Source organism: Aeromonas sp. 603607 (genome assembly GCF_049171595.1).
Lineage (GTDB): Bacteria > Pseudomonadota > Gammaproteobacteria > Enterobacterales > Aeromonadaceae > Aeromonas > Aeromonas veronii.
This window is the reverse complement of record NZ_JAAKOV010000002.1, coordinates 44,444-66,933: the sequence shown is the minus strand read 5'-3', so window position 1 is coordinate 66,933 and position 22,490 is coordinate 44,444. Positions and strand designations below refer to the sequence as shown.

Annotated in this window: 16 protein-coding genes; 8 read left to right on the top strand and 8 right to left on the bottom strand. The window is 61.4% G+C overall.

The window, feature by feature from the left end; genetic code table 11:
• The first annotated feature begins 33 nt into the window (after positions 1 to 33).
• From yjeH to pdxY, 5 genes are all read left to right on the top strand, one after another.
• Positions 34 to 1,314, top strand: coding sequence for an L-methionine/branched-chain amino acid transporter (gene yjeH, locus G5315_RS03285; protein ID WP_421332426.1), 1,281 nt, complete (start codon positions 34 to 36; stop codon positions 1,312 to 1,314).
• Positions 1,315 to 1,704: 390 nt separating this feature from the next.
• The gene (cadC, locus tag G5315_RS03280; RefSeq protein ID WP_421332425.1) at positions 1,705 to 3,258 is read left to right on the top strand and encodes a lysine decarboxylation/transport transcriptional activator CadC; all 1,554 of its coding nucleotides are present in this window, start codon (positions 1,705 to 1,707) and stop codon (positions 3,256 to 3,258) included.
• Positions 3,259 to 4,009: 751 nt separating this feature from the next.
• The gene (gene cadB, locus G5315_RS03275) at positions 4,010 to 5,344 is read left to right on the top strand and encodes a cadaverine/lysine antiporter (protein ID WP_033136539.1); all 1,335 of its coding nucleotides are present in this window, start codon (positions 4,010 to 4,012) and stop codon (positions 5,342 to 5,344) included.
• Positions 5,345 to 5,421: 77 nt separating this feature from the next.
• The gene (locus G5315_RS03270) at positions 5,422 to 7,554 is read left to right on the top strand and encodes a lysine decarboxylase CadA (protein WP_421332424.1); all 2,133 of its coding nucleotides are present in this window, start codon (positions 5,422 to 5,424) and stop codon (positions 7,552 to 7,554) included.
• Positions 7,555 to 7,647: 93 nt separating this feature from the next.
• On the top strand, positions 7,648 to 8,508 hold the full coding sequence (gene pdxY / locus G5315_RS03265; protein ID WP_421332423.1) for a pyridoxal kinase PdxY: 861 nt from the start codon (positions 7,648 to 7,650) through the stop codon (positions 8,506 to 8,508).
• 76 nt (positions 8,509 to 8,584) lie between these two features.
• Here pdxY and G5315_RS03260 read toward each other — a convergent pair whose 3' ends face one another.
• A complete protein-coding gene (locus tag G5315_RS03260; protein WP_421332422.1) occupies positions 8,585 to 9,022 on the bottom strand; it encodes a PliI family lysozyme inhibitor of I-type lysozyme in 438 nt (145 codons plus the stop codon).
• 58 nt (positions 9,023 to 9,080) lie between these two features.
• Positions 9,081 to 11,114 (bottom strand): M13 family metallopeptidase, encoded by a 2,034-nt coding sequence (locus tag G5315_RS03255; protein ID WP_421332421.1) that lies wholly within the window; start codon positions 11,112 to 11,114, stop codon positions 9,081 to 9,083.
• A 180-nt stretch (positions 11,115 to 11,294) separates the two neighbouring features.
• Between G5315_RS03255 and tilS the strand changes: the two genes are divergently transcribed.
• Positions 11,295 to 12,653, top strand: coding sequence for a tRNA lysidine(34) synthetase TilS (tilS, locus tag G5315_RS03250; RefSeq protein ID WP_421332419.1), 1,359 nt, complete (start codon positions 11,295 to 11,297; stop codon positions 12,651 to 12,653).
• Between the two features lie 89 nt (positions 12,654 to 12,742).
• Here the strand turns inward: tilS and G5315_RS03245 are convergent, their stop codons facing one another.
• On the bottom strand, positions 12,743 to 13,645 hold the full coding sequence (locus G5315_RS03245) for a GGDEF domain-containing protein (protein WP_421332418.1): 903 nt from the start codon (positions 13,643 to 13,645) through the stop codon (positions 12,743 to 12,745).
• Between the two features lie 118 nt (positions 13,646 to 13,763).
• On the opposite strand from G5315_RS03245, the gene G5315_RS03240 reads away from it, so the two are divergent.
• Entirely contained in the window at positions 13,764 to 15,716 is a 1,953-nt protein-coding gene (locus tag G5315_RS03240) for a cation:proton antiporter (RefSeq protein WP_421332416.1), read from the top strand.
• A 28-nt stretch (positions 15,717 to 15,744) separates the two neighbouring features.
• Here the strand turns inward: G5315_RS03240 and G5315_RS03235 are convergent, their stop codons facing one another.
• From G5315_RS03235 to G5315_RS03220, 4 genes are all read right to left on the bottom strand, one after another.
• Positions 15,745 to 16,890, bottom strand: a complete 1,146-nt coding sequence (locus G5315_RS03235; RefSeq protein WP_236361769.1) for a patatin-like phospholipase family protein — start codon at positions 16,888 to 16,890, stop codon at positions 15,745 to 15,747.
• 112 nt (positions 16,891 to 17,002) lie between these two features.
• Positions 17,003 to 17,881 (bottom strand): alpha/beta hydrolase, encoded by an 879-nt coding sequence (locus tag G5315_RS03230; RefSeq protein WP_206900304.1) that lies wholly within the window; start codon positions 17,879 to 17,881, stop codon positions 17,003 to 17,005.
• Between the two features lie 82 nt (positions 17,882 to 17,963).
• Entirely contained in the window at positions 17,964 to 18,560 is a 597-nt protein-coding gene (locus tag G5315_RS03225; protein WP_167572398.1) for a TetR/AcrR family transcriptional regulator, read from the bottom strand.
• A gap of 113 nt (positions 18,561 to 18,673) precedes the next feature.
• Positions 18,674 to 19,318, bottom strand: coding sequence for a response regulator (locus G5315_RS03220; protein ID WP_005338467.1), 645 nt, complete (start codon positions 19,316 to 19,318; stop codon positions 18,674 to 18,676).
• 171 nt (positions 19,319 to 19,489) lie between these two features.
• On the opposite strand from G5315_RS03220, the gene G5315_RS03215 reads away from it, so the two are divergent.
• The gene (locus tag G5315_RS03215; protein WP_252655947.1) at positions 19,490 to 20,116 is read left to right on the top strand and encodes a glutathione S-transferase N-terminal domain-containing protein; all 627 of its coding nucleotides are present in this window, start codon (positions 19,490 to 19,492) and stop codon (positions 20,114 to 20,116) included.
• A gap of 75 nt (positions 20,117 to 20,191) precedes the next feature.
• On the opposite strand, the gene G5315_RS03210 is transcribed toward G5315_RS03215, so the two are convergent.
• On the bottom strand, positions 20,192 to 22,303 hold the full coding sequence (locus tag G5315_RS03210) for an alpha-amylase (protein ID WP_421332414.1): 2,112 nt from the start codon (positions 22,301 to 22,303) through the stop codon (positions 20,192 to 20,194).
• Between the last annotated feature and the right edge of the window lie 187 nt (positions 22,304 to 22,490).

The window sequence follows — 22,490 nt, the reverse complement described above, 5'->3', positions numbered from 1 at the left end:
GGCGGGATGTTTTTCTAGTCGGGACAAAAGGATATGTCTGGGTTGAAAAAGGATCTCGGGCTCTGGCAGGGGATGGGGCTGCTCGCCACCTCGCTGCTCGGCACCGGGATCTTCGTGGTACCGGCGACTGCCGCCTCGCTGGCGGGTGGGGCCTCGCTCTGGGCCTGGTTGCTGCTGATAGCGCTGGTGCTGCCCATCGCCTTTACCTTCGCTCGCCTCGGCCGTCGCTATCCCCATGCGGGCGGTGCGCCGCACCTGATTGGCCTCGCCTTTGGCAACGGCGCCGAGCGCTTCTCCGCCTTCCTGTTTCTGGCTGTGCTGCCGGTGGGGCTGCCTGCCGCCCTGATGATTGCCGCCGGCTTCTGGCACGCCCTGTTCGAGATGGGGGAGTGGACCCTCTGGGCCATCCAGCTGCTGACCCTGCTCGGGGTCTTTCTGCTGGGGCTGCGCGGGGCGCGCTCCTCCGGCAACCTGCAGTTGCTGATCGCGCTGGCCATTTTGGGGCTCACCCTGCTTATCTGGTTCAAGGGGGAGGTGAGCTGGCGCGATGCGGCCCGGCCGCTGCCGAGCGCGGATGAGTGGCCCCCTATGGCCACTGCGCTGGCGGTGATGTTCTGGTGTTTCGTCGGGCTGGAAGCCTTTGCTCATATGGGGGAGGAGTTCAAGCGGCCGGAGCGGGACTACCCCATCGCCCTGCTCGGCGGTGTACTGCTGGCGGGGCTCATCTACTGGGTACACTCGCTGGTGGTGCTCAAATATGGCCTCTACGGCGATGAGGCGAAAAACGCCACCGCCATCCCCTCCCTGCTGGCGCTGTTGTTCGGCCCCACCGCCAAGTGGCTGGTGGCGGTGCTCGGCTACCTCTCCTGCTTTGCCAGCATCAATATCTACATTCAGGGCTTTGCCCGGCTGATCTGGAGCATGGCGCGGGAAGGCAAGTTGCCCCCCTCGCTGGCCGTACTCACCGCGCGCGGCGCGCCGCTGCGGGCACTCGGTCTGGTGCTCGCTATCTGTCTGCTCTGCATCACCCTGATCATCTGGCTGCGACTGCCGCTCGATGAGCTGATCCGCTACGCCAACGGCAACTTCGTGCTGGTCTACCTGCTCTGCATGGCGGCGGGCTGGCGTCTGCTTGGCGGTGTGGGCAAGGGGCTGGCGGGGGTGAGCGTGCTGCTCTGCGCCCTGGTGCTGGTGGCGCTCTCCTCTCAGGTGCTCTATGCGGTGGTGCTGAGTCTTGGCTACGGCGGCTTCTCGTTGTGGCGGCGTCATCTGCGCCGCAGTCGTCAGCAGGATGCGCTTCCGGTAGCGAAGTAACGTCTCCCCGATGGTCGAAGAAATGAGAAAGCCCTGATGTTCAGGGCTTTTTTGATTCAGATAGATGGGGTGTTCATATGAGCACTCATTGGCACGCTATTTGCTGAAAAATGCGGGGTCGGATCAACTCAACGGCGATTTATAGCCAAAAAAAGTGGGATCCAGCTCCCGTTTTGCTTAAAGTGCTTTTTTCCGATCCCGTTAGTCGGAATGCCCGCAAGGATGCCCTTCAGACGCTAGCAGGATGGCCTGGCCAGACTGGCTCACAGAGATTTTATTGCTTCGGTTCTCTTTCATCTGTCACCTCGTGACAGCATCCTGTTCCGTTCAGTCAGTCCGGGTTTTGCGTCTCTCTCATCGTGCATTGTCTCCATCTGCAGCGAGTGAATCATGAGCGAATCGGTTTTTGAGATCCACGACTGGACCCTGAGCGTTGACGACAACATGCTGTGTCGCCCCGACCGCGAGGTCTACCTCGAACCCAGACTGGTCAACCTGTTGCGGTTTCTGGCCCGCAATGCCGGCACTGTGTTTGGTCGCGATGCCCTGATCAACGAGGTGTGGGACGGCGCCGAGGTGACCGATCAGGTGGTGACCCAGTCCATCTTCGAACTGCGCAAGATCCTCAAAGATGGTCGCACCGACGCGACCGACTATATCGTCACCGTGCCCAAGCGTGGCTACAAGCTGGTGGCACCGGTGCGGCCGCTACAGGTGGTTTCTGTGGTGATGGCGGACGAGCAGCCCGCGCCCGCGGTCAATACCGCTCTCTCCGACAACCCGATGCTCTCCGATCTGAGCCCGCCCGTGGCTGAGCAGGATGATGATGCACAGCCCAATGTTGCCCCTTTTCCCGCCGGGCCCCTGACCCGCGCCATCTCCACCCATGCCAAGGATGCCCGCAGCCGCTGGAAGATGGTGAGTTTCGATATCTTCGTGGCCATCGTGCTGATCGCCATTGTCAGCATGCTCAGCTACCAGCACACCAGCCCCCAGGTACATGCCATGCTGGATCCCAATCTGCTGGTGTTCCGCTTTCACTCCGGTATGGATGACAACAACGAGAACGTGCGCCTCGCCGATGGCATTACCCGCGCCCTGATGGGGGAGGTGGCCGTGGCTACACCGCTGCGGGTGCAGTATGGTGCCACCACTCTGATGGGGGGCATCATGCCCGGCAAGGAGCTGAGTGTGCGGGTCACCCGCCAGCCGCGCGGCACCTATCTCGATCTGGAGTATCGCAATATCAACACCAACCGGGTGCTGTTCAGCCATCAGTACCAGCTCAGTCGCCACAGTGTGCACGGCGTGTTGCAGGCCAGCAGCCAGGATCTGCTGCGCGCCCTCGACCAACCCGATGCCGAGCCGGGGATGGGCTGGCCGACCGATGATGCCTCCCTGATGGCGATGATGGAGGCGCAGTACTACATCAACAGCCGGGATCCGGTCGCCCTCAAGCGCGGCATCGATCTGCTGGAGCAGGCGCTGATTGCCCATCCGGATCAGCCGCTGCTGTTGGCGGAGCGCTATCTGGCTGGCGAGGCGCTGGCCACCCTGGCGGGCAAATCCGAGAGCGAGCGGCTGCAGGGGATTGGCACTCATCTCGCCAGCGTGGTGCAAAACAGCGGTGCTCTCCCTGCTCGGGTGTGGGAGGCGTTGACCCTGCAGGCGATCCTCAACGGCCAGCAACAGCAGGCCAACTATCTGCTAGAGAAGGCGGCGAGTCGCGGCCGCTCGGTGCTCTACTACATACTGCAGGGCAAGCTGGCGGAGCTGGACGGTCGCCCTGAGGCGGCGGGGGATGCCTACAGTCAGGCCTTCCTGATGGAGGCGACCGAGCAGACCTATCTGCTCTGCCAGCAGCTCGGTTTCTACAGCAATATGGAGAGCCTCACCCCGGCTCTGTTCAATGCGCTGGGTCAGAGTAAGGTGAAGCTCTTCTAACACCGCAGTTTGGGTTTTCCTTCGGCCGGCGCGGTTGCCGACCCCATCCACAGGCTGCCTTCGGGCGGCCTGTGCTGTTTCTGCTTGTTTCAATCCTGCTTGTTTGCCACTGGGGATAGTCGCTCTGGTGCGGCCCGATTTATCCCCCCGCAGTTCCCCACTATCTGCCTTTGTCTTGCACGCGGCATTCGCTGCACTCGCGTTTGTTCGGCTTCACGCCGCGCACGCAGCTTGTGACATCTGCTCATTGTCGGTTGCGGGATAAGCTGTCTGTCTCGACCCATTTCTCATTGCTTACCGGTTATCGCCGTTGCGCTTTACCTCTGAGTTTGGATTGTGATGAGCCGAGCTGAGGGGCGAACAGGAGGTGAGTGGCCACTCAGGGTGATGGTCAGCTGGGCGTTCGGATGGTTACAAGGGGAGGGGGCGCAATGGGCGCTGCTTTATCCCGAGTTTATCTGACCAAAAATATCAAGACGGCGAGATAAGGGGGTTATCAAGGGGCAAAAATGGGGCGGAAGGATATCAAGGTTTTATCAAGGCGGCGGTGTGACATGATGTCAATTGACTGTTTTTAAATGGTTTTTATCAAAAATAATGAGACAGCGAAAAAAGTTGGCTCATATTTTTATCCGTTAGCTGGTCTTTATGTTTTCCGGGGATGAGAGGCCTAGTCTGTGCCCATTCTTTGGCGGGGCGTTCCGCCAAATGTGTATGTGACGACCCGACCTTTTATAGAACCGGAGATCTTATGTCCCTAGATACGAGCAAGAAGATTGGCCTTATCGCCTGTACAGGTGTGGTGGCCGGCAACATGATGGGGAGTGGTATTGCGCTGCTGCCTTCGGCACTGGCCACCATCGGCTCCATCTCTGTCTTTAGCTGGGCAATCTGTCTGGTAGGCGCCATGGGCCTCGCCTTTGTCTTCGCCCGCCTTGCTACCAAGAACCCGCAAGAGGGTGGCCCCATTGCTTACGCTGGCGAGATCTCTCCGGTGTTCGGTTTCCAGACCGGTGTGCTCTATTACCACGCCAACTGGATCGGTAACCTGGCCATCGCCATTACCGGTGTCTCCTACCTCTCGGTCTTCTTCCCCATTCTCAATAGCCCAATTCCGGCCGCCGCAGCCACCATCGCTGCCGTCTGGATCTTCACCTTCGTCAACCTGCTTGGCGGTAGCTGGGTGAGCCGACTCTGTACTCTGGGTCTGGTGCTGATCCTGCTGCCAGTTGTCGGTACAGCGGTGATGGGCTGGGGTCATTTTGATGCCACTGTCTACAGCCAGAACTGGAACACCACCAGCGGCAGCGACCTGCATGCGGTCATCAGCGCCGTGCTGATCTGCCTCTGGTCTTTCGTCGGTGTTGAATCTGCCGCCGTCTCTTCCGGCATGGTGAAGAATCCCAAGCGCACCGTACCGCTCGCTACCATGCTGGGTACCGGTATCGCCGGTGTTATCTACATCCTCTCTACCCAGGTGATCAGCGGCATGTTCCCGGCCGGTGAAGTGGCTGCCTCCGGCGCCCCGTTTGCCATGGCCTCTTCCGCCATCTTCGGTAGCTGGTCTGCACCATTCGTCTCTGCCTTCACCGCCCTGGCCTGCTTCACCTCGCTCGGTTCCTGGATGATGCTGGTGGGCGAGGCGGGCAAGCGTGCCGCCAACGACGGCAACTTCCCGAAAATCTATGGTGAAGTGGACAAGAACGGCGTGGCCAAGAAGGGTCTGATCCTGGGCTCCCTCAAGATGACTGCCCTGATGATTGGCCTGACCGCCTTCACCTCCCAGTCCGCCCACGCTGCCGACCTCTTCAATGTGCTGACCACAGATGCGGTGTTGCTGACCATGCTGCCCTACTTCTACTCCAGCATTAACCTGATCCGCTTTGAGGGCATGACCTCCCGCAGCATCGGCGCCATGATCTTCTCCGGTGTGGCCTGTGTCTTCTGTCTGGTGGCCCTGATGGGCGCCAAGGGTTCCAACCTTACCGCTACCTTCGTGGTGTCGCTCATCATCCTGATGTTCTACGCCAAAAAACAGGGTCTGCGTCAGCACGACGCCCTGCTCAACGAGCAACCCAGCAACTAATTCCCCCTTTTATCTTCCGAGCGCTCTTCACTCACCATCCCTGATGGAGAGCGCCCCTTTACGTGTGGAGCATTACGATGAATATCATTGCCATCCTCAACCACCTGGGCGTTTTCTTTAAAGAAGAACCCATTCGCCAGCTACAAGCCTCCCTCGAGCGCAAGGGTTTCGAGGTTGTTTATCCGGTAGACGTCGCCGACCTGCTGAAACTGATCGAGAAGAACCCCCGCGTTTGCGGCGCCATCTTCGACTGGGACAAATACTCTCTGGGCCTGTGCAAGGAGATCCATGATCGCAACGAGAAGCTGCCGATCTTTGCCTTTGCCAACGACCAGTCCACCCTGGACATTCACCTGACCGACCTGCGTCTGAACGTGCACTTCTTCGAGTACCGTCTCGGCATGGCTGACGACATCGCCCTCAAGATGGGTCAGGCCACTCAGGAGTATCAGGACGCTATCCTGCCGCCGTTCACCAAGGCACTGTTCAAGTACGTGGAAGAGGGTAAATACACCTTCTGTACGCCGGGTCACATGGGCGGTACCGCCTTCCAGATGAGCCCGGCTGGCAGCATCTTCTATGACTTCTATGGCCCGAACGCGTTCAAGGCCGACGTCTCCATCTCCATGCCGGAGCTGGGCTCCCTGCTGGATCACTCCGGTCCGCACAAGGAAGCCGAAGAGTACATCGCCCGTACCTTCAACGCCGATCGCTCCTACATCGTTACCAACGGCACCTCCACTGCCAACAAGATCGTCGGTATGTACTCAGCGCCAGCCGGCAGCACTGTGCTGGTGGATCGCAACTGCCACAAGTCGCTCACTCACCTGATGATGATGAACGACGTGACCCCGATCTACTTCCGTCCGACCCGCAACGCCTACGGCATTCTGGGTGGTATCCCGCAGAGCGAGTTCAGCCGCGACACCATAGCTGCCAAGGTTGCCGCAACACCGGGTGCCCAGGCTCCCCGCTACGCCGTCGTCACCAACTCTACCTATGATGGCCTGCTCTACAACACCGGCTTCATCAAGGAGAGTCTGGATACCCCTTACATCCACTTCGACAGTGCCTGGGTGCCTTACACCAACTTCAGCCCGATCTATGAAGGCAAGTGCGGCATGAGCGGCGAAGCCATGCCGGGCAAGGTGTTCTACGAAACCCAGTCCACCCACAAGCTGCTGGCGGCCTTCTCCCAGGCCTCGATGATCCACATCAAGGGTGACGTGGAGGAAGAGACCTTCAACGAAGCCTTCATGATGCACACCTCCACCTCGCCGCAATACGGCATCGTGGCCTCTACCGAGATCTCCGCTGCCATGATGCGTGGCAACACCGGCAAGCGGCTGATCAAGGACTCCATCGATCGCGCCATCTCCTTCCGCAAAGAGATCAAGCGTCTGCGTGATCAGAGCGAAGGCTGGTTCTTCGACGTATGGCAGCCGGATAACATCGACACCGTCGAGTGCTGGAAGCTGGATCCGAAAGATGACTGGCACGGCTTCAAGGACATCGATGACAACCACATGTACCTGGATCCGATCAAGGTCACTCTGCTGACCCCGGGTATGGGTCGTGACGGCCAACTGCTGGACAACGGCATCCCTGCTTCACTGGTCTCCAAGTTCCTGGACGAGCGCGGTATCGTGGTGGAGAAGACCGGCCCCTACAACATGCTGTTCCTCTTCTCCATCGGTATCGATCAGTCCAAGGCGATGCAGCTGCTGCGCGCCCTGACCGAGTTCAAGCGTGGTTATGACCTGAACCTGACCATCAAGAACATCCTGCCGAGCCTCTATCGTGAAGATCCGAGCTTCTACGAAGGGATGCGCATTCAGGAGCTGGCCCAGAGCATCCATGATCTGACCTGCAAATACCGTCTGCCGGAGCTGATGTTCAAGGCGTTCGATGTGCTGCCGGAGATGAAGATGACCCCGCATGCTGCATGGCAGCAAGAGCTGGCGGGCAATCTGGAAGAGGTGCCGTTGCGTGACATGGTTGACCGCATCAGCGCCAACATGATCCTGCCGTACCCGCCGGGAGTACCGCTGGTTCTGCCGGGCGAGATGGTGACTCAGGATTCTCTGCCGGTGCTCGAGTTCCTCGAGATGCTGTGCGAGATCGGTGCCCACTACCCGGGCTTCGAGACCGACATCCACGGCCTCTATCGTCAGGCCGATGGCAGCTACACCGTCAAGGTGCTGCTTTAATCGACAGTGACAACAGTCGAAAGTGACAACAACGGGCCGCAAGGCCCGTTTTTCCCTCCGGAATTCCTGTTCTTATTGCGTGAGTCGCCAATCATGAAGCGAGTGCTCTCCATTCAATCCCACGTAGTCTTTGGCTGTGCCGGCAACAGCGCCGCCGTTTTTCCCATGCGTCGCCTCGGGATCGAGGTGTGGCCGATGAACACGGTGCAGTTCTCCAACCACACCCAATACAGCGAAGGCTGGCAGGGGATGGTGATGCCCGGCGGCCATATCCGTCAGCTGGTAAACGGCCTGGCGGAGATCGGCGTGCTGGCCGAGTGCGATGCGATCTTGAGCGGCTACCTCGGCTCGGCCGAACAGGGGGAGGAGATCCTGGCTGCTGTGGCCCGGCTCAAGGCGCTCAATCCGGCCGCCCTCTATTTTTGTGACCCCGTGATGGGTCACCCCGACAAGGGGTGCATAGTGGCACCCGGCGTCGCCGATTTTCTGAAAACCAGGGCACTGGCCTGCGCCGATATGCTGGCTCCCAATCTGCTGGAACTGGAACAGCTCACCGGCCGCGATATCCGCAATGTGCCGGAGGCCATCGAGGCGTGCCAGCAGCTGCGCGCGCAAGGGGTCAAGCTGGTGATGGTCAAGCATCTGGGCAAGGCCGGCTTTGCCATGGACCGCTTCGAAATGCTGCTGGTGTGCGAGGAGGGGACCTTTCACCTCTCCCGCCCGCTCTACCCCTTTGCCCGCCATCCCATCGGGGTGGGGGATCTGCTGAGCGCCACCATGCTGGCCAATCTGCTGGCGGGTTGTACCCCGGTAGCGGCGTTCGAGCTTACCAACGCCAGCGTGGATGCCGTGCTGGCTCGTACCTGGTTGACGGGGGCCTACGAGCTGCAACTGGTGGCGGCCCAGCACGAGATGGCGCTGCCACAGGTCTCCATTCGTGCGACCCGCCTCTGAGCTGGTTACGCCAACAGCAGAAACAACAAAGCCCTGATCATCAGGGCTTTTTATATTTCAGATTCCGGGAGAGGGCTTAGTCCTGCGGGCTTTTGAGCGCCTTGACCACATCCTCTTTGGGCTCCAGCTCCTTGACCTGATTGAAGAGCTCCAGCTCCCCTTGCGGGCTGACGGTGTAGGCATCGGCATCCTGATAGCTGCCGCTGCCAGCGCTCTCGATGATGACCACCAGCTCGGGCTGCTTGTCGCCATTCAAATCGACCAGTTTCAGCTCCCGGATAAAGCCGTTACGGGCCATCACCTTGCCATCCTGAAACTCATCCAGTGGAAATTGGGCGTTCTGGCCCGAGTAGAGCCGCACGTCATAGCTGCCGATGGAGGCGGGCTCACCCACCCCCTGCGCCATCCGGATCACCTGCCCGGAGGGGAGGGTCAGTTGCTTGCTAAATCCCTCTTCGGCTTGTGCCGCCAGCGGCAGGGTCAGCAGCCCTGCCATCATCAATGCTCTGTTCATCTTGCAACCTCTTGCTGTCTCTTGAGTGCGGGCTCTCGGGGAGCCCGACGTGATGCTGTTACCAGATCTTCACCCGCTTCTGGGGCGGCAGATAGAGCTTGTCCCCCGGCTGGATGTTGAATGCCTCGTAGAAGGCGGGAATGTTCGGCACCACGCCGTTGACCCGGTACTCGGGGGGCGAGTGGGGGTCGGAGCGCAGCAGCATCTGCATCAGCTCGGGGCGATACATCCCCTTCCACACCTGCGCCCAGCCGAGGAAGAAGCGCTGTTCGCCGGTGAAGCCATCCAGCACCGGCGCCTCCTTGCCATCCAGCGACAGCTCGTAGGCCTTGTGGGCGATGGTGAGACCGCCGAGATCGCCAATGTTCTCCCCCAGGGTAAACTGGCCGTTGACGAACTGGCCGTTGATGGGCTCGAAGCGGTTGTACTGGGCCACCAGCCGGCTGGTGCGGAAGCGAAACTCCTTGAGATCCTGCGGTGTCCACCAGTCGCGCATCATGCCATCACCGTCGGATTTGGCCCCCTGATCATCAAAACCGTGGCCCATCTCGTGGCCGATCACCCCGCCGATGGCGCCGTAGTTGACCGCATCATCCGCCGTCATGTCGAAGAAGGGGGGCTGCAAGATGGCCGCCGGGAAGACGATCTCGTTGTTGCTCGGGTTGTAGTAGGCGTTCACCGTTTGAGGCGACATGTGCCACTCGTCCCGGTCGACCGGTTTGCCGAGGCGCGCCAGACTGTCTGCGTATTCAAAGGCTTGCGAGCGTTGCAGGTTGCCCACCAGATCATCCGGTTTGATGGTGATGGCGCTGTAATCCTTCCACTTGTCGGGGTAGCCGATCTTGGGGCGGAACTTGGCCAGCTTCTCGAGTGCCTGCGCCTTGGTCTCGGGCGACATCCAGTCGAGCTCCTTGATGCTCTGGCCGTAGGCGGTGCGCAGGTTCTCCACCAGCAGCTCCATCCGCTCCTTGGCCGCTGGCGGGAAGTAGCGGGCCACATAGAGCTGGCCGACTGCTTCACCCAGATGATCGTTCAGCACCCCGAGCGCCCGCTCCCAGCTGGCCCGCTGCTTGGGCGTGCCGCTCAATGTGGTGCCGTAGAAGGCGAAGTTGGCGCGGTCGGTCTCGCTGTCAAGATAGGGGGCGTAATCGGTCAGCAGTTGCCACTTGAGGTAGGCCTGCCAGTCGGCGATGGGAGTCTGGGCCATCACCTGATCCAGCGCGCTCAGATAGGTCGGCTGACCGATAATGAGCTCCGGCTGGCCAGCAATGCCTGCGGCATTGAGATAAGCCTGCCAGTCGAGATGGGGGGCGAGGCGTGCCAGTTCGCTGGCGGGGCGCTTGTTGTAGTTCTTCTCCCGATCCCGCAGGGCCACGTTGTCCCACTGGATGGTGGCGAGCCGGGTTTCGAGGGCCAGAATCCGCTTGGCCTTGCCGCTCGGGTCAGATTCCCCGAGGCGGCTCAGCATGGCGGCGATATGCTGCTGGTACTTCTGGCGCAGGGCCTGACTCTCGGGATCCTGCTTGAGGTAGTAGTCCCGATCCGGCAGTCCCAGTCCACCTTGATAGAGGTAGACAGCATAGCGGTCGGGGGACTTGGCATCGGCGTCGATCCAGATGCCAAACGGCGCGCCGCCGCCCATGCGGCCACTTTGGGCAAAGGCACGGGCCAGCGCGGCCTGATCACCGATCCGATCGATGTCGGCTAGCGCCGGTGCCAGCGGGGTGAGCCCTTTGGTGTCACGGCTAGCCTGATCCAGATAGCTGGCGTAGAGATCGCGGATCTGCTGGGTCGGCGTGCCGGTGGCTGCCTCCTGCTTGGCCAGCCCCTCGACCAGCACCCGCACATCGGCGAGGGATTTGTCCCGCAGCATGTAGAAGGCGCCATCGGCGGGGCGATCGTCGGGGATCTTGGCGGTGGCGAGCCACTTGCCATTGACGTAACGGAAGAAGTCATCGCCGGGTTTGACCTGGGTGTCCATATTGGCCAGCGCCAGCTCGGAGTGTTTGGGGGAGTCTTGCGGTGCCTGACTGCAGCCAGCCAGCAGGGCCAGTCCAATCAGGCCGGCCAGTAAGCTTTTCTTATTGTTCATCTTGTTTGATTCCAATTCCGATTGTTTGCTTCCCTGCCCATCTTCCTTGCTCCAATCAGTTGTGCGACCGCCTTGCGGCCAGCCTGGTGGAGAGGGCGGGCGAGCCTCACTCTAGCAGCAGGGTTGCAGCTTGATAAGCCCGACTCTGCTAAGATCGGCCGGTCCGTTTTGGGGAAGCCTATGATTTCTCATCTTTATTCTCGCTTTTGTCTGACTATGCCAGCGCCGGAAGGTTCCACCGGTCTGCTGGTGGCCTTCAGTGGCGGCCTCGACTCCACCCTGCTGCTGGTGCTGGCGGCGCAGTATGCCCGCGAGCACAGCCTGCCACTTCGCGCCCTGCACGTGCACCACGGCCTCAGTCCCCATGCCGATGAGTGGGTCGCTCATTGTGAAGCGGTGTGTCAGCAATTGGCGGTGGCGCTGCTGGTCGAGCGGGTAACTCTGGCCCGCGGCAATGGCGATAGTCTGGAGGCGCAGGCGCGCACAGCCCGTTACCAGCGGCTGACCGCCCGGATGCGGGAGGGGGAGTGGCTGCTCACCGCCCACCATCAGGACGATCAGCTGGAGACCCTGCTGCTGGCCCTCAAGCGCGGCGCCGGTCTGCGCGGGCTGGCGGGGATCTTGCCAAGCCAGCCCTTTGCCGGTGGCCTGTTGCTGCGGCCGCTGCTAGATATGAGTCGCGCCGAGCTGGCCGAGGCGGCGGCGAGCCTCCCCTTTGGCTGGGTGGAGGATGAGAGCAATCAGGACGTGAGCTATGACCGCAACTTTTTGCGCCAGATGCTTATCCCCCAACTCAAGGCGCGCTGGCCCGCCATGGCCCAGACCGCTGCGCGCAGCATGGCCCTGTGCGCCGAGCAGGAGGCGCTGCTGGATGAGCTGGCCGAGAGTGACTGGCAGCTGGCGGGCGAGGGGGAGGCGCTCCATATCGGCCCGCTGCACGCCCTTTCACCCACACGGCGCAACAACCTGCTGCGCTACTGGATCCGCCGTCAGGGGGGCGAGATGCCATCCCGTGAGCAGCTTGCCCGGCTCTGGCAGGAGGTAGCGCTGGCGCGCGGCGATGCCAATCCCCAGCTCAACTGGGGGCGCCAGAGCTGTCGCCGTTATCAGGAGCGGCTCTATCTGGTGAGCTCTGACCTGCAACCCTGTCATCAGGTATTGCCGCTGACCGTGGGTGAGCCGCTGACCCTGCCGGACGGGTTGGGTGAGCTGGTGGTGCGCATGGCGGAGCACGGCGAGGGGCTGCTGCGTTCCCCCCGAGCGGACGAGCCGCTCTCGGTGCGTTTTCTGGTGGCGCCCGGGATCCCCCTCAAACCGGTGGGGCGAAGCGGCAGTCGGCGGATGAAGAAGCTGCTGCAGGAGTATGGCGTGCCTTCGTGGCAGCGGGGGCGCATCCCCATCCTTTACTATGGCGAGCAGGTGGCGGCGGTGGTGGGGCTCTTTGTCTGCGACGGCTTTATGGCTGAGGGAACTGGTCTGGTCTGCCACTGGCAGGGAAGCGGTACAGCCCCGGTTCTGCCCGAGCAGGATCTTGCTTGAGGTGATCTCGGTGTAAGGGGGGGTTAGCCCAAAAAAAAGAAGCTCCGGTCACATGGCGTGCATGTGCCGGAGCAAAGAAGAGTTCGGGATTATTCGATAAGGCCGGCTGAGCCGGCTTTTTTGCGAGCATAGAGGTGGTTGTCGGCCGCCTCGTAGAGGCTCGGCACATCGACCCCGGATTGCCAGCTGGCGGCGCCAAGGCTGCATCCGACCGAGAAGGTGCTGAGCTCCTTGTTGGTCATCAACATATGCTGCAGTCGCAGCCAGACCGGGCGCCACGCCTCGGGTTCGGCCGGTTGCAGCAGCAGGGCAAATTCATCTCCCCCGAGCCGGAAGGCTTGATCCGTGCTGCGGATGCACCCCTTGAGCAGCTGGGCGAAGCGGCTAAGCACCAGATCCCCCACTGGATGACCCCAAGTGTCATTGATCTGCTTGAAGCGATCGAGATCCAGCAGCACCAGCACCAGTCCGTGGGGCTCGCGGCTATGCTGCTCGATGGCGCGGCCGATGGCTTCGTCAAAGTAGGAGCGGTTGCCAAGGCCGGTCAGGTGATCGAGCCGGACCAGCTGATCCAGTTTTTCCAGCCGCAGATAGAGGGGCAGCAGCAGGCAGAGCAGCTGATGGTATTGCATCAGTACCCGTTGCTGGCTGCCGCTCAGCGGGTGTTCCAGCTCGTAGTGGAGCTGGCCGAGCAGCTGGCCATGCTGACCGCGCAGCTCGAACGGATAGTTGTGCAGGTTGAGGGTGGCCAGCGGCGGGTGCTGGATCAGCACATGGGGCTGGCCACAATCGAGGTAGAGACCGTGGATCCTGACAATTCTTGCCGCACGATCGGCAAAAGTTGTCAGCAGACCGCCGAGATCGCTCTGCCCCAACAACTGCTCGAGCAACTGGTTGCGTTCAACGCTGGGCAACGGCGTGAGCCGCTCCATCTGGCGAACCCACTGCTCGATGCCATGGCTAAAGCCATTAAGTGACGACGTATTTTCCATGGTCTTCCACCTGTAACACCTGACTACTGTCTCCTCCTTGCAATTGGCATGCCCAATATATCTTTCCTGCCCGCCAGATCGGCTGACTAAGCTTAAGTCGATAAAAGGAGAGGGAAATTTGTACACCGACCTGTTGATCCTGCTGTTCGCCGCCGTGCTGCTGGTGGCAACTTTCCGGCGCCTCGGCTTGCCGGTCATCCTTGCCTACCTGATTGCTGGCGTCTTGCTCGGCCCCCACGGACTGGCGGTGATCACCGGCCAGTCGATCATGCAGACCATTGCCGAGCTGGGGATCGTCTTTCTGATGTTCTCGCTGGGGCTGGAGTTCTCCCTGCCGAAATTACTGGCGATGCGTCGGTTGGTGCTGGGGGTGGGGATGTTGCAGGTGCTGCTCACGTCACTGCTCTTCTTCGCCATCGGCTGGTGGTGGGGGCTGGGTCTGGCCCAGTCGTTGGTGGTGGCGGGAACGTTGGCACTCTCCTCCACGGCTGTGGTGATCAAGCAGCTCGGCGAGCAGAAGCAGCTCCATACCCGCCGCGCCCAGCTGGGGGTGAGCGTGCTGCTGTTTCAGGATCTGGCGGTGGTGCCCCTGCTGGTGATGATCCCTATTCTCGCCCAGCCGGAAGTGCAGGGGAGCGCCCTGGCCGCCGAGATCGCCTGGGCCACCCTCAAGGGGCTGTTTGCCCTCTTCACTCTGCTGGCGGTGGGCAAGTGGTTGCTGCCGCTGCTGTTTCACGAGGTGGCGCGGGCCCGCTCCGACGAGCTGTTTGTGCTGAGTGCCCTGCTGGTGGCGCTGCTCGCCGCTTTCATGACCCATTCGCTCGGGCTGTCGATGGCACTGGGGGCGTTTCTGGCGGGGATGATGCTGGGGGAGTCCCACTACCGTCATCAGCTGGAGGTGGACATCAAGCCCTTTCGCGATGTGCTGATGGGGCTCTTCTTTATCACCATCGGCATGGCTATGGAGTGGGAGCTGGTGGCACGGGCATGGTGGCAGGTACTGATCTGCGTGGTGCTACTGGTACTGTGCAAATCCCTGCTGGTGCTGCTGGCCGGGCGGCTGATGGGGGAGCGCAAGCGCGACAGCATGGCCGCCGGCATCATGCTCAGTCAGGTGGGGGAGTTCGGCTTCGTGCTGCTGGCGCTGGCGCTCCACCACGGCTTGCTGGATCAGCAACTGGTCTCCCTGCTGATCGGTATCGGCATCATCTCCATCGCCATGACCCCCTGGCTGGTGACTCAGGCCCATTCGCTGGCCCGCAGCCTGACCGATCCGGCGCTGCTGACCCGCTCCGAAGTCGCCCAGTCGGGCCTGAGCAAAAACCAGCATGTCATCATCGCCGGGTTTGGCCGGGCCGGGCAGACTTGTGCCCGCTTTCTCAAGATCGAGGAGATCCCCTTTCTGGCCCTAGACCTCGACCCCGAGCGGGTGAGCGAGGCCAAGCTGGCGGGGGAGCAGGTGGCCTTCGGCGATGCCAGCCGCCGCGATATTCTGCTGGCCGCCGGTCTGTTGCGGGCACGGCTGGTGATCATCACCTTCGATGACCGCAAGCGGGTTGAGACTATGCTGGCACTGATCCGCGAACTGGCGGGGGATCTCAAGGTGCTGGTACGTACCCGGGATGACAGCTTTCTGGAGCAGTACAAGCAGGCGGGGGCGTTTGAGGTGATCCCCGAATCCCAGGAGGGGGCCCTGATGCTGGTCTCCCACCTGCTGCTCAACTGCGATATCCCCATTGGTCGGGTGATCCGCCGGATGGAGCTCGAGCGCAGCAGCCAGTATCGCTTCCTGCACGGCTTCTACTGGGGGGATCAGAGCGCCAGCAATCTGGAAGCGGATCAGCTGCTTGAACGCCTCCATCCGCTGTTGCTGCACGATCAGGCGTGGGCAGTAGGCCGTGAAGTGCGCGAGCTGCCGCTTGATGAGGTGCGGATCAAGGAGGTACAGCGCGGCGATCAGAGCCTGGAACCCAGACCCGAGCTGGTGCTGGCGGCTGGGGATCGGCTGATCCTGTTTGGTACCGTGGTGGCGATGGAGCAGGCGGAGCAGCGTTTGCTGGAGGGGCGCTGAGCCCCCTTGCTCTCATCGGCCGCGTCCTTTACTCCCGCTCTTTTGGTAGCCCTTCGATATCGAGGAAGGCGACGACCCGCTCCCGCTCCCTCAGGGTGTCCTGATAGCCCAGCTTGATCAGCTGTTGGCAGTAACCTGGATAGAACATCAGAAAGCTCGCCAGACTGCTGGTCTCATCCCCCTTCACGCCCAACACCCGCAACAGCCGGCGCAACTTTAGCGGCAGTTTGCGCAGGTAGGCCAGTGCGATGGTGTCGAGATCCTGACTCGGTTTCAGCACGCAGGTCTCCACCCGCTTCAGCTTTAGGCGGTTGCGCTCCCGCTCAGGGATAAGATCCAGAGTCTGGTTGATGCGCCACAGCCGCTCCAGATCGGAGTTGAGGGTGTCGGTAAAGACGGTATCGAGCAGATGGCTGGCGATATTGGAGCTGGTGAGATGACCGTGATGATGGGTCGGCGCCGAGTGGGCTGGCGGATCCTGGGTGATCAGCAGGATCCGCTCCGCCCCCAGATGGATGGCGGGGCTGAGCGGGCTCAGCTGGTGGATGGAGCCGTCGCCGTAGAATTTCTCGCCGATCCGGGTGGCCGGAAAGACAAAGGGCAACGCCGAGGAGGCGAGCAGGTGCTCCGATGTAAGCACGGTGCGTACCCCGCGCCGTCTGGCCCGCTCCCACGGATGGTGGTCGGCCCGCCCCTGAAAGAAGGTGGTGGAGAGACCGTCGTCGTAATCCGATGCCGTGATGGCCAGCGCCTCCAGACTGCCGTAGAGGATGTTGTCATCGATGCGGTGATAGTCGATGAGCTGATCCAGCAGGCGGTGCAGCGGCGCGTTGTCAAAGAGGTGAAAGGCGTGGTTGGTGTGGGGGTTGATCAGCCCCGCCGACCCCTCGTACATCAGCCGCCACAGCAGGCGACCGGGATGAAAATCGAAGATGTGGTGAGTCTCGAAGCGGCGCCAGACCCACTCCAGCTTGCGCACCCCCAGATGGAAGCAGGAGGCGTAGCAGGCCAGTGCAGTGACATTGATGGCCCCCGCCGAGGTGCCACACAGGATGGGAAAAGGGATGCCGAGATTGCGCGGGTAGAGCTCCGCAATCGCCTTGAGGGCGCCGACCTGATAGGCGGCGCGAGCACCGCCACCGGTGAGCAACAACGCTGTATTGGGTCTGGCCATATGCTGGCGCCTTATCGTGTTCTGACAAGAATGTTCCCACTGACAAGTTAACTATAAGGCGCTGTATCAAATATAAAAACGGGCGCTTGCCCGTTTTTTTCATGGCCCCATGTCAAAGGGCGCGGTGAGGATTTTCCGGCCGCGCCAGCTGATCGAAGGCGGCGAAGACCGGGGCGCTGGCGAGGATGCGACCGTGGCCCAGTCCCCGGGTGCTCACCAGCCTGGTATGACCATCCTGACTGGCCCGCAAGGAATCGCCGTGCGGGGCAAATCTGTCCTCCTCGTCGTGTACTATCATTGCCGCACCGCTGCGACTGGCGAGGCGACCCAGCGGATCGACCGTGCTCAAGGGGTGCTGGTACTCTTGCTCAATCTCCTTGACCACCGCATCGAACAACCGGATGGAGTAGCCGGAGCGCGCCACCATGCCGTAGAGCTGGGGCACATAGTCGAGCACCGGCGAAATCAACAGCAGCGGCAGGGTATCGATACCCGCCTGACGGCTGGAGAGGGTGACGGCGCCTCCCATGCTGTGGGCGATGACCCCGTGCAGCGGGCCTACTTCACTGGCCAGCTTGGTTGCCAGCTCGTCGAAGGCGCGCACGAAACGGGGCAGGTGACCAGTGTTGCCCGCGCTCTGGCCGTGGGCCGGATGATCGTAGGCAATGGCGGTGAAACCCTGCGCGGCGATATGGCTCATCAGCGGATAGAACTGGCTGGCGCTGCCGGACCAGCCGTGCATCAGCAGCCACAGCGGCCCCTGACCGAGCCGATAGCTCATCAATACACCTTCGCTGGTATGGACGGCCTGCTTCACCAGACCGGCTGGTTCGTGGCCACCGCGCTGGTTGCGCTGGGGGGTGAGCAGCAACTTGCTGGCGGTACGCTTGGCATGGGTAGGGGCGAGTCTGTGGTGCAACCGGGTGCCGATCCCCAGCAGCCATTTGCTCGGGCTGAAGCGGCGAGTGTTGAAGTAGATCTTGCTGCTCATGGTCATCCTGTGGTTTTTATATGCGAACGGTCGTGCTTTTTTGTCGGTTTTTAAAAATTCGTGTTGAACGGATGCCAAAACATCAGCGCCAGCTGCTCAGCAGAGCGTCCACCTCGGGCCAGAAGTGGCGGGCCGGATCCTGACACAGTTCGAGATCGTTGAACACCTGATCCGCCAGATAGAGGCCATAGAGACGGTAAACGGCGCGCCAGGGATCCATCTCCCGTCGCCACTCGCCTGCGGCCTGACCCTGCACCACCTGACGGGCCAGATAGTCGAGCCAGAAGCGCACCAGTTGCCGGGCAGCTTGCTGCACCAGGCTCTTTTGCTCATGGCCATCCTGCGCCGAGGTCCAGGCGTCGAGGAACATGCAGCGACCGGCGAAGCAGTGGTTCCACGCCTGCCAGGCGCGCAGCAGGGCGATCAGCTTGTCGTGCTGGCTCTGGTGCTCCTGCTGACGTACCGGCTGGATCACCCGCAGCCGGAACACCTCGGCGGCGTACTCCAGCACGGCGATCTGCAGATTGTCGCGAGATTGAAAGTGGGCAAACAGGCCGCTTTTCGACATCTCGCAGGCGCTGGCCAGCGAGCCGATGGTCAGGCTCTCCAGCCCTTGCTGGCTCGCCTGCTCGAAGGCGGTCTGCAAAATGGTTTCCCGGGTCAGGCGCCCCTTGCTCATCACTCTCTCCTCGTTGGCGCTGGCAGCATAAAGTACGATCGTGCTAATTGTCGAGCAACAAATAGCCAGCATGGCTGGCTATCTCATCTGGCCTGTGTCGCCGCGTTCGGGGCTCAGCTCTCCTTGATATCGAGCTGTTGCAGGGCGATAACCGCCTGAGTGCGGTTCTTGACCCCCAGTTTTCTGAAGATGGCGGTGATATGGGCCTTGATGGTGGCCTCGGAGACATTGAGCTCCCAGGCGATCTGTTTGTTGAGGCTGCCATCGCGCAGCATGATCAGCACCTTGTATTGCTGGGGGGTGAGGCTGGCCAGCTTGCTGGCGAAATCGGGGCCATCTTCCGATTCGGGATGAAGCGAGATGCCTTCCGGCACCCAGTTATCCCCCCCGATCACCGTATTGAGGGCGTTGACCAGCTCCTTCATCGGCACCGACTTGGGAATAAAGCCGAGCGCCCCGAGCCGCAGCACCTGCTGGATGATGGCCGCATCTTCCGAGGCGGAGACCACCACGATGGGCAGGTCGGGATATTGGCCGCGCAGGTGGGCCAGCCCCTCGAAGCCATTGGCTCCCGGCATCTTGAGATCGAGCAGCAACAGGTCAACTTCGGGGTGCTCGCCGAGCAGGCTGGTCAGGCTGTCGATGGAGTCCGCTTCCAGCAATTGAGCGTCGTTGATGGCCATGTGCACCGCTTGGTAAAGGGCGCCCCGAAACAGGGGGTGGTCATCTGCGATGACGATGGTAAATTGGCTGTCCATATTTCGGTTAATGGCTCACATTGTTGCTAACTGATTGTTTTGAAAAATCAAACTAGCATCGCTCACCAAGAGGGTCAAACCCGCCGGTGTGCAAATGTGAAGCGACCATCGGATGTTTTGCCATCAAGGGCAGATCGGCCGGTCGCAGGCAACTCATGCAGGAGGCAGCAGATGGGATCCTTGGTATTGGCGGTGGGCACCGGCTCCACCTGGGCGATGCGGGCGGCACTGGTGCTCGCCATGAGCGGGCTGACGTGGCAGGAGCAGGTGTTCGATCTGGAGGATGCCAAGTCGCTGGCGCGGCTCAAGCGGCTGGCACCGGCCGGTCTGGTGCCCTGGCTCGAACACGATGGCGTGCGGGTTCATGACTCGCTGGCCATTGCCGAATATGTTCACGAGCTCTGTCCCGACCGCCAGCTCTATCCTGTTTCGCTTGCCGAGCGGGCACAGGCTCGCAGCCTCTGTGCCGAGTTGCACGCCGGATTTCGGCAGATCCGTTCTCTGCTCCCCTTCTTTCTTGGGGCGCCAACCCGTATCGATCCCCCGGTGGAGGCGGTCGGCGAGCTGGCTCGCTTGCAGGAGATCTGGTCGCAGGCGCGTGGCCCCTTCTACTTTGGCGAGGCGGGCATTATCGACGCCTTCTATGCGGTGATGGCCTATCGGCTGGCCAGCTACGGCATCCTGTTGCCCGGTCAGGCCGGAACCTATCATCAGGCGCTGCTGGCCTGGCCCCTGTGGCAAGAGATGTTGGTCAAAGCGCGCCTGCAGTGGCCGGTGGCGGCGCGCCTGTCACAGTGAGCCTTGGTAGATAGATAAACGAGAGAGGGGAGCCAGTGGCTCCCCTCTCTGTTGCTGGTGAATGTGGCTCAAGAGTTACTTCTGCCGACCGGCAAAGACCACCACCACCTTGTCATCCCCCTTCTCCCGCACAAAGGCGTAGGGAGCATCAGAGAGTTTCTGGTGGCTGCCTGCCGCAATGGCCGGATGGGCTGCGCGGAACTGGCCCAGTTGCTGCCAGTGCTTGACTAGCTCAGCCTTGTCGCCGCTGGCCAGCTCCTGCCAGTTCATGTCCGAGCGCAACGCCTGATCGAACACCCCCCCATCCTTGGCCAGCCCCCGGCCGGACTCGTCGCCATAGTAGAGCTGGATACCGCCTGGCAGCAGCATAAAGCTGTTGGCGACCCGGCGCTGTAGCGGCACATCCTGATAGTCGCCAAAGAACAGCTTGGTGTCGTGGGAGCTGATGTAGCTCAGCACGTTGAACTCGGGATCCTGATTGATGCGGCTGGCGTAGCTGGCATAGGTGGGCTCGGCACTGGCCATGCACTGCGCCTGGGGCAGGGCGAACTCACGCTGATAGTCGAAGTTGATCAGGGAATCGAAGCCGTTCTGATACCAGAAATCCTTGGCCACCCCGTGATCCCACACCTCGCCCACCATGTAGAAGGGCAGATTGTCGAGGGCCTTGTCCGGGTTGTTAGTCTTCCACTCCTTGAGCGCAGCGGTGCCCGCCTGCTTGAGCTTGGCCCACACCTCGGGCTCCAGATGCTTGACGGTGTCGGCGCGGAAGCCGTCGATGCCAAAGCGGCGCACCCAGTCGGTGTGCCAGGCGATGAGATAGTCACTCACGGTAGCGTCGGGCAGCGCCTTGGCGAGGGTATCTTTTTTCGCAGCCAGCAACGGCGGCAGCCCTACCGGTTTGGTCGATTCGGTGAGAAAGTCCGGCAGCCCCGCCACCGAGCCGGTGACATCGTCGGTGCCTGGCTGTGGGTAGCCGGGCAGACCGGCGCGCACCCAGTCACCGCTCCACCACTTGTTCCACGCGGGTGATTGATAGTCGATGAACTGGTTGTAGCCATGCCAGTTGAGGCCACCGCTCGGGCGCCACTGGTTCCAGACGGTCGGCAGTTTGCCGCTGTTCTGGGTCAGTTCGGTGAGCCCCAGATCTTGCAGATCGGCGAGGGTGGCATAACCGGCGTGGTTCATCACCACGTCGAGGATGATCCGCATGCCGCGCTTGTGGGCCTCGTCCACCAGGGTTTTCAGACTCTCTTCATCGCCGTAGTTGGGGTCAATCTTGGTGAAGTCGAGCGCCCAGTAGCCGTGGTAGGCGTAGAAGGGGAAATTGCCCTGCTCGCCGCCACCAATGAAGCCGTGAACCTGCTCCACCATGGGGGTGATCCAGATGGCGTTCATGCCGAGGCTCTTGATGTAGTCGAGCTTCTCGGTCAGCCCCTTGAAGTCACCGCCATGCCAGGTGGCCACCTCGTCCTGACCATCCTTCTGGCGGCCGAAACTGTGGTCGTTGGCGGGATCGCCGTTGTTGAAGCGGTCGGTCAGCAGGAAATAGACGCTCGCCTGATCCCAGCTGAATGGTGCTGGCTTGACTGCCTTGACCGGCTCGAGCAGCAGCAGGCCGCCGCTCTCTTTACTCGGGGTCAGGGTCAGTTTGCCCTGTTTGACCACCGCCTCCTGTTTCGAGTAGGCATCCCTCAGTCGGGTACCGTCGGGCCAGACCCCTTTCAGGGATACAGTGACCGGGCCGCCATCCCAGCTGATGCAGGGCTCTTGTGGTGGCTGGCGCTTGAACTCGCTCTTCTTGGTCGCCCGCAGCACCTTGAGGCTGGGGGTATCCGGGTTGAAGGTGAACTGATACTCCCCGGCCAGCATCACCCGCAGGGTAAAGCTCTGATCCTTGCTGCATTTGTCCATTGGTTGGGCGGTGCCGAAGGGGAGTGGCTTGCTCTCACTCGGGCCAAAGCTGGTACCGCAACTGTTGTCTGCGTCGCTGATGTGGATCTGGTGGCTCCCCTTGGCAAGGGGATGGATCAGCTCCACCGTGCCCTTGTCCAGCGCGATCGGGGTCGCGACCGGTTGACCATCCACATAGAGGCGAACCTCGGGAGCGGCCAGCGCCTGTTGGGTGAACAGAGGGGCGGCCAGCAGGGCGAGCCAGAGAGGGGATAAGTAATGAGCACGACGCATAAGCCATTCCTTGAGCAGGGCAGTTCGGACAAGGGCCCATTCTAGGAGCAGCAAAGCGCGCCTTGGATCGGCAAAATGCCGATTTGTGACATCAGTTCAAATGGTTACGTTTTCAAGCCGAGGAAAGTGTGACGGAGAGGAGAGAGACGCTCTGCCGATAAAAATAGCGGCCATAAAAAAATGCCGG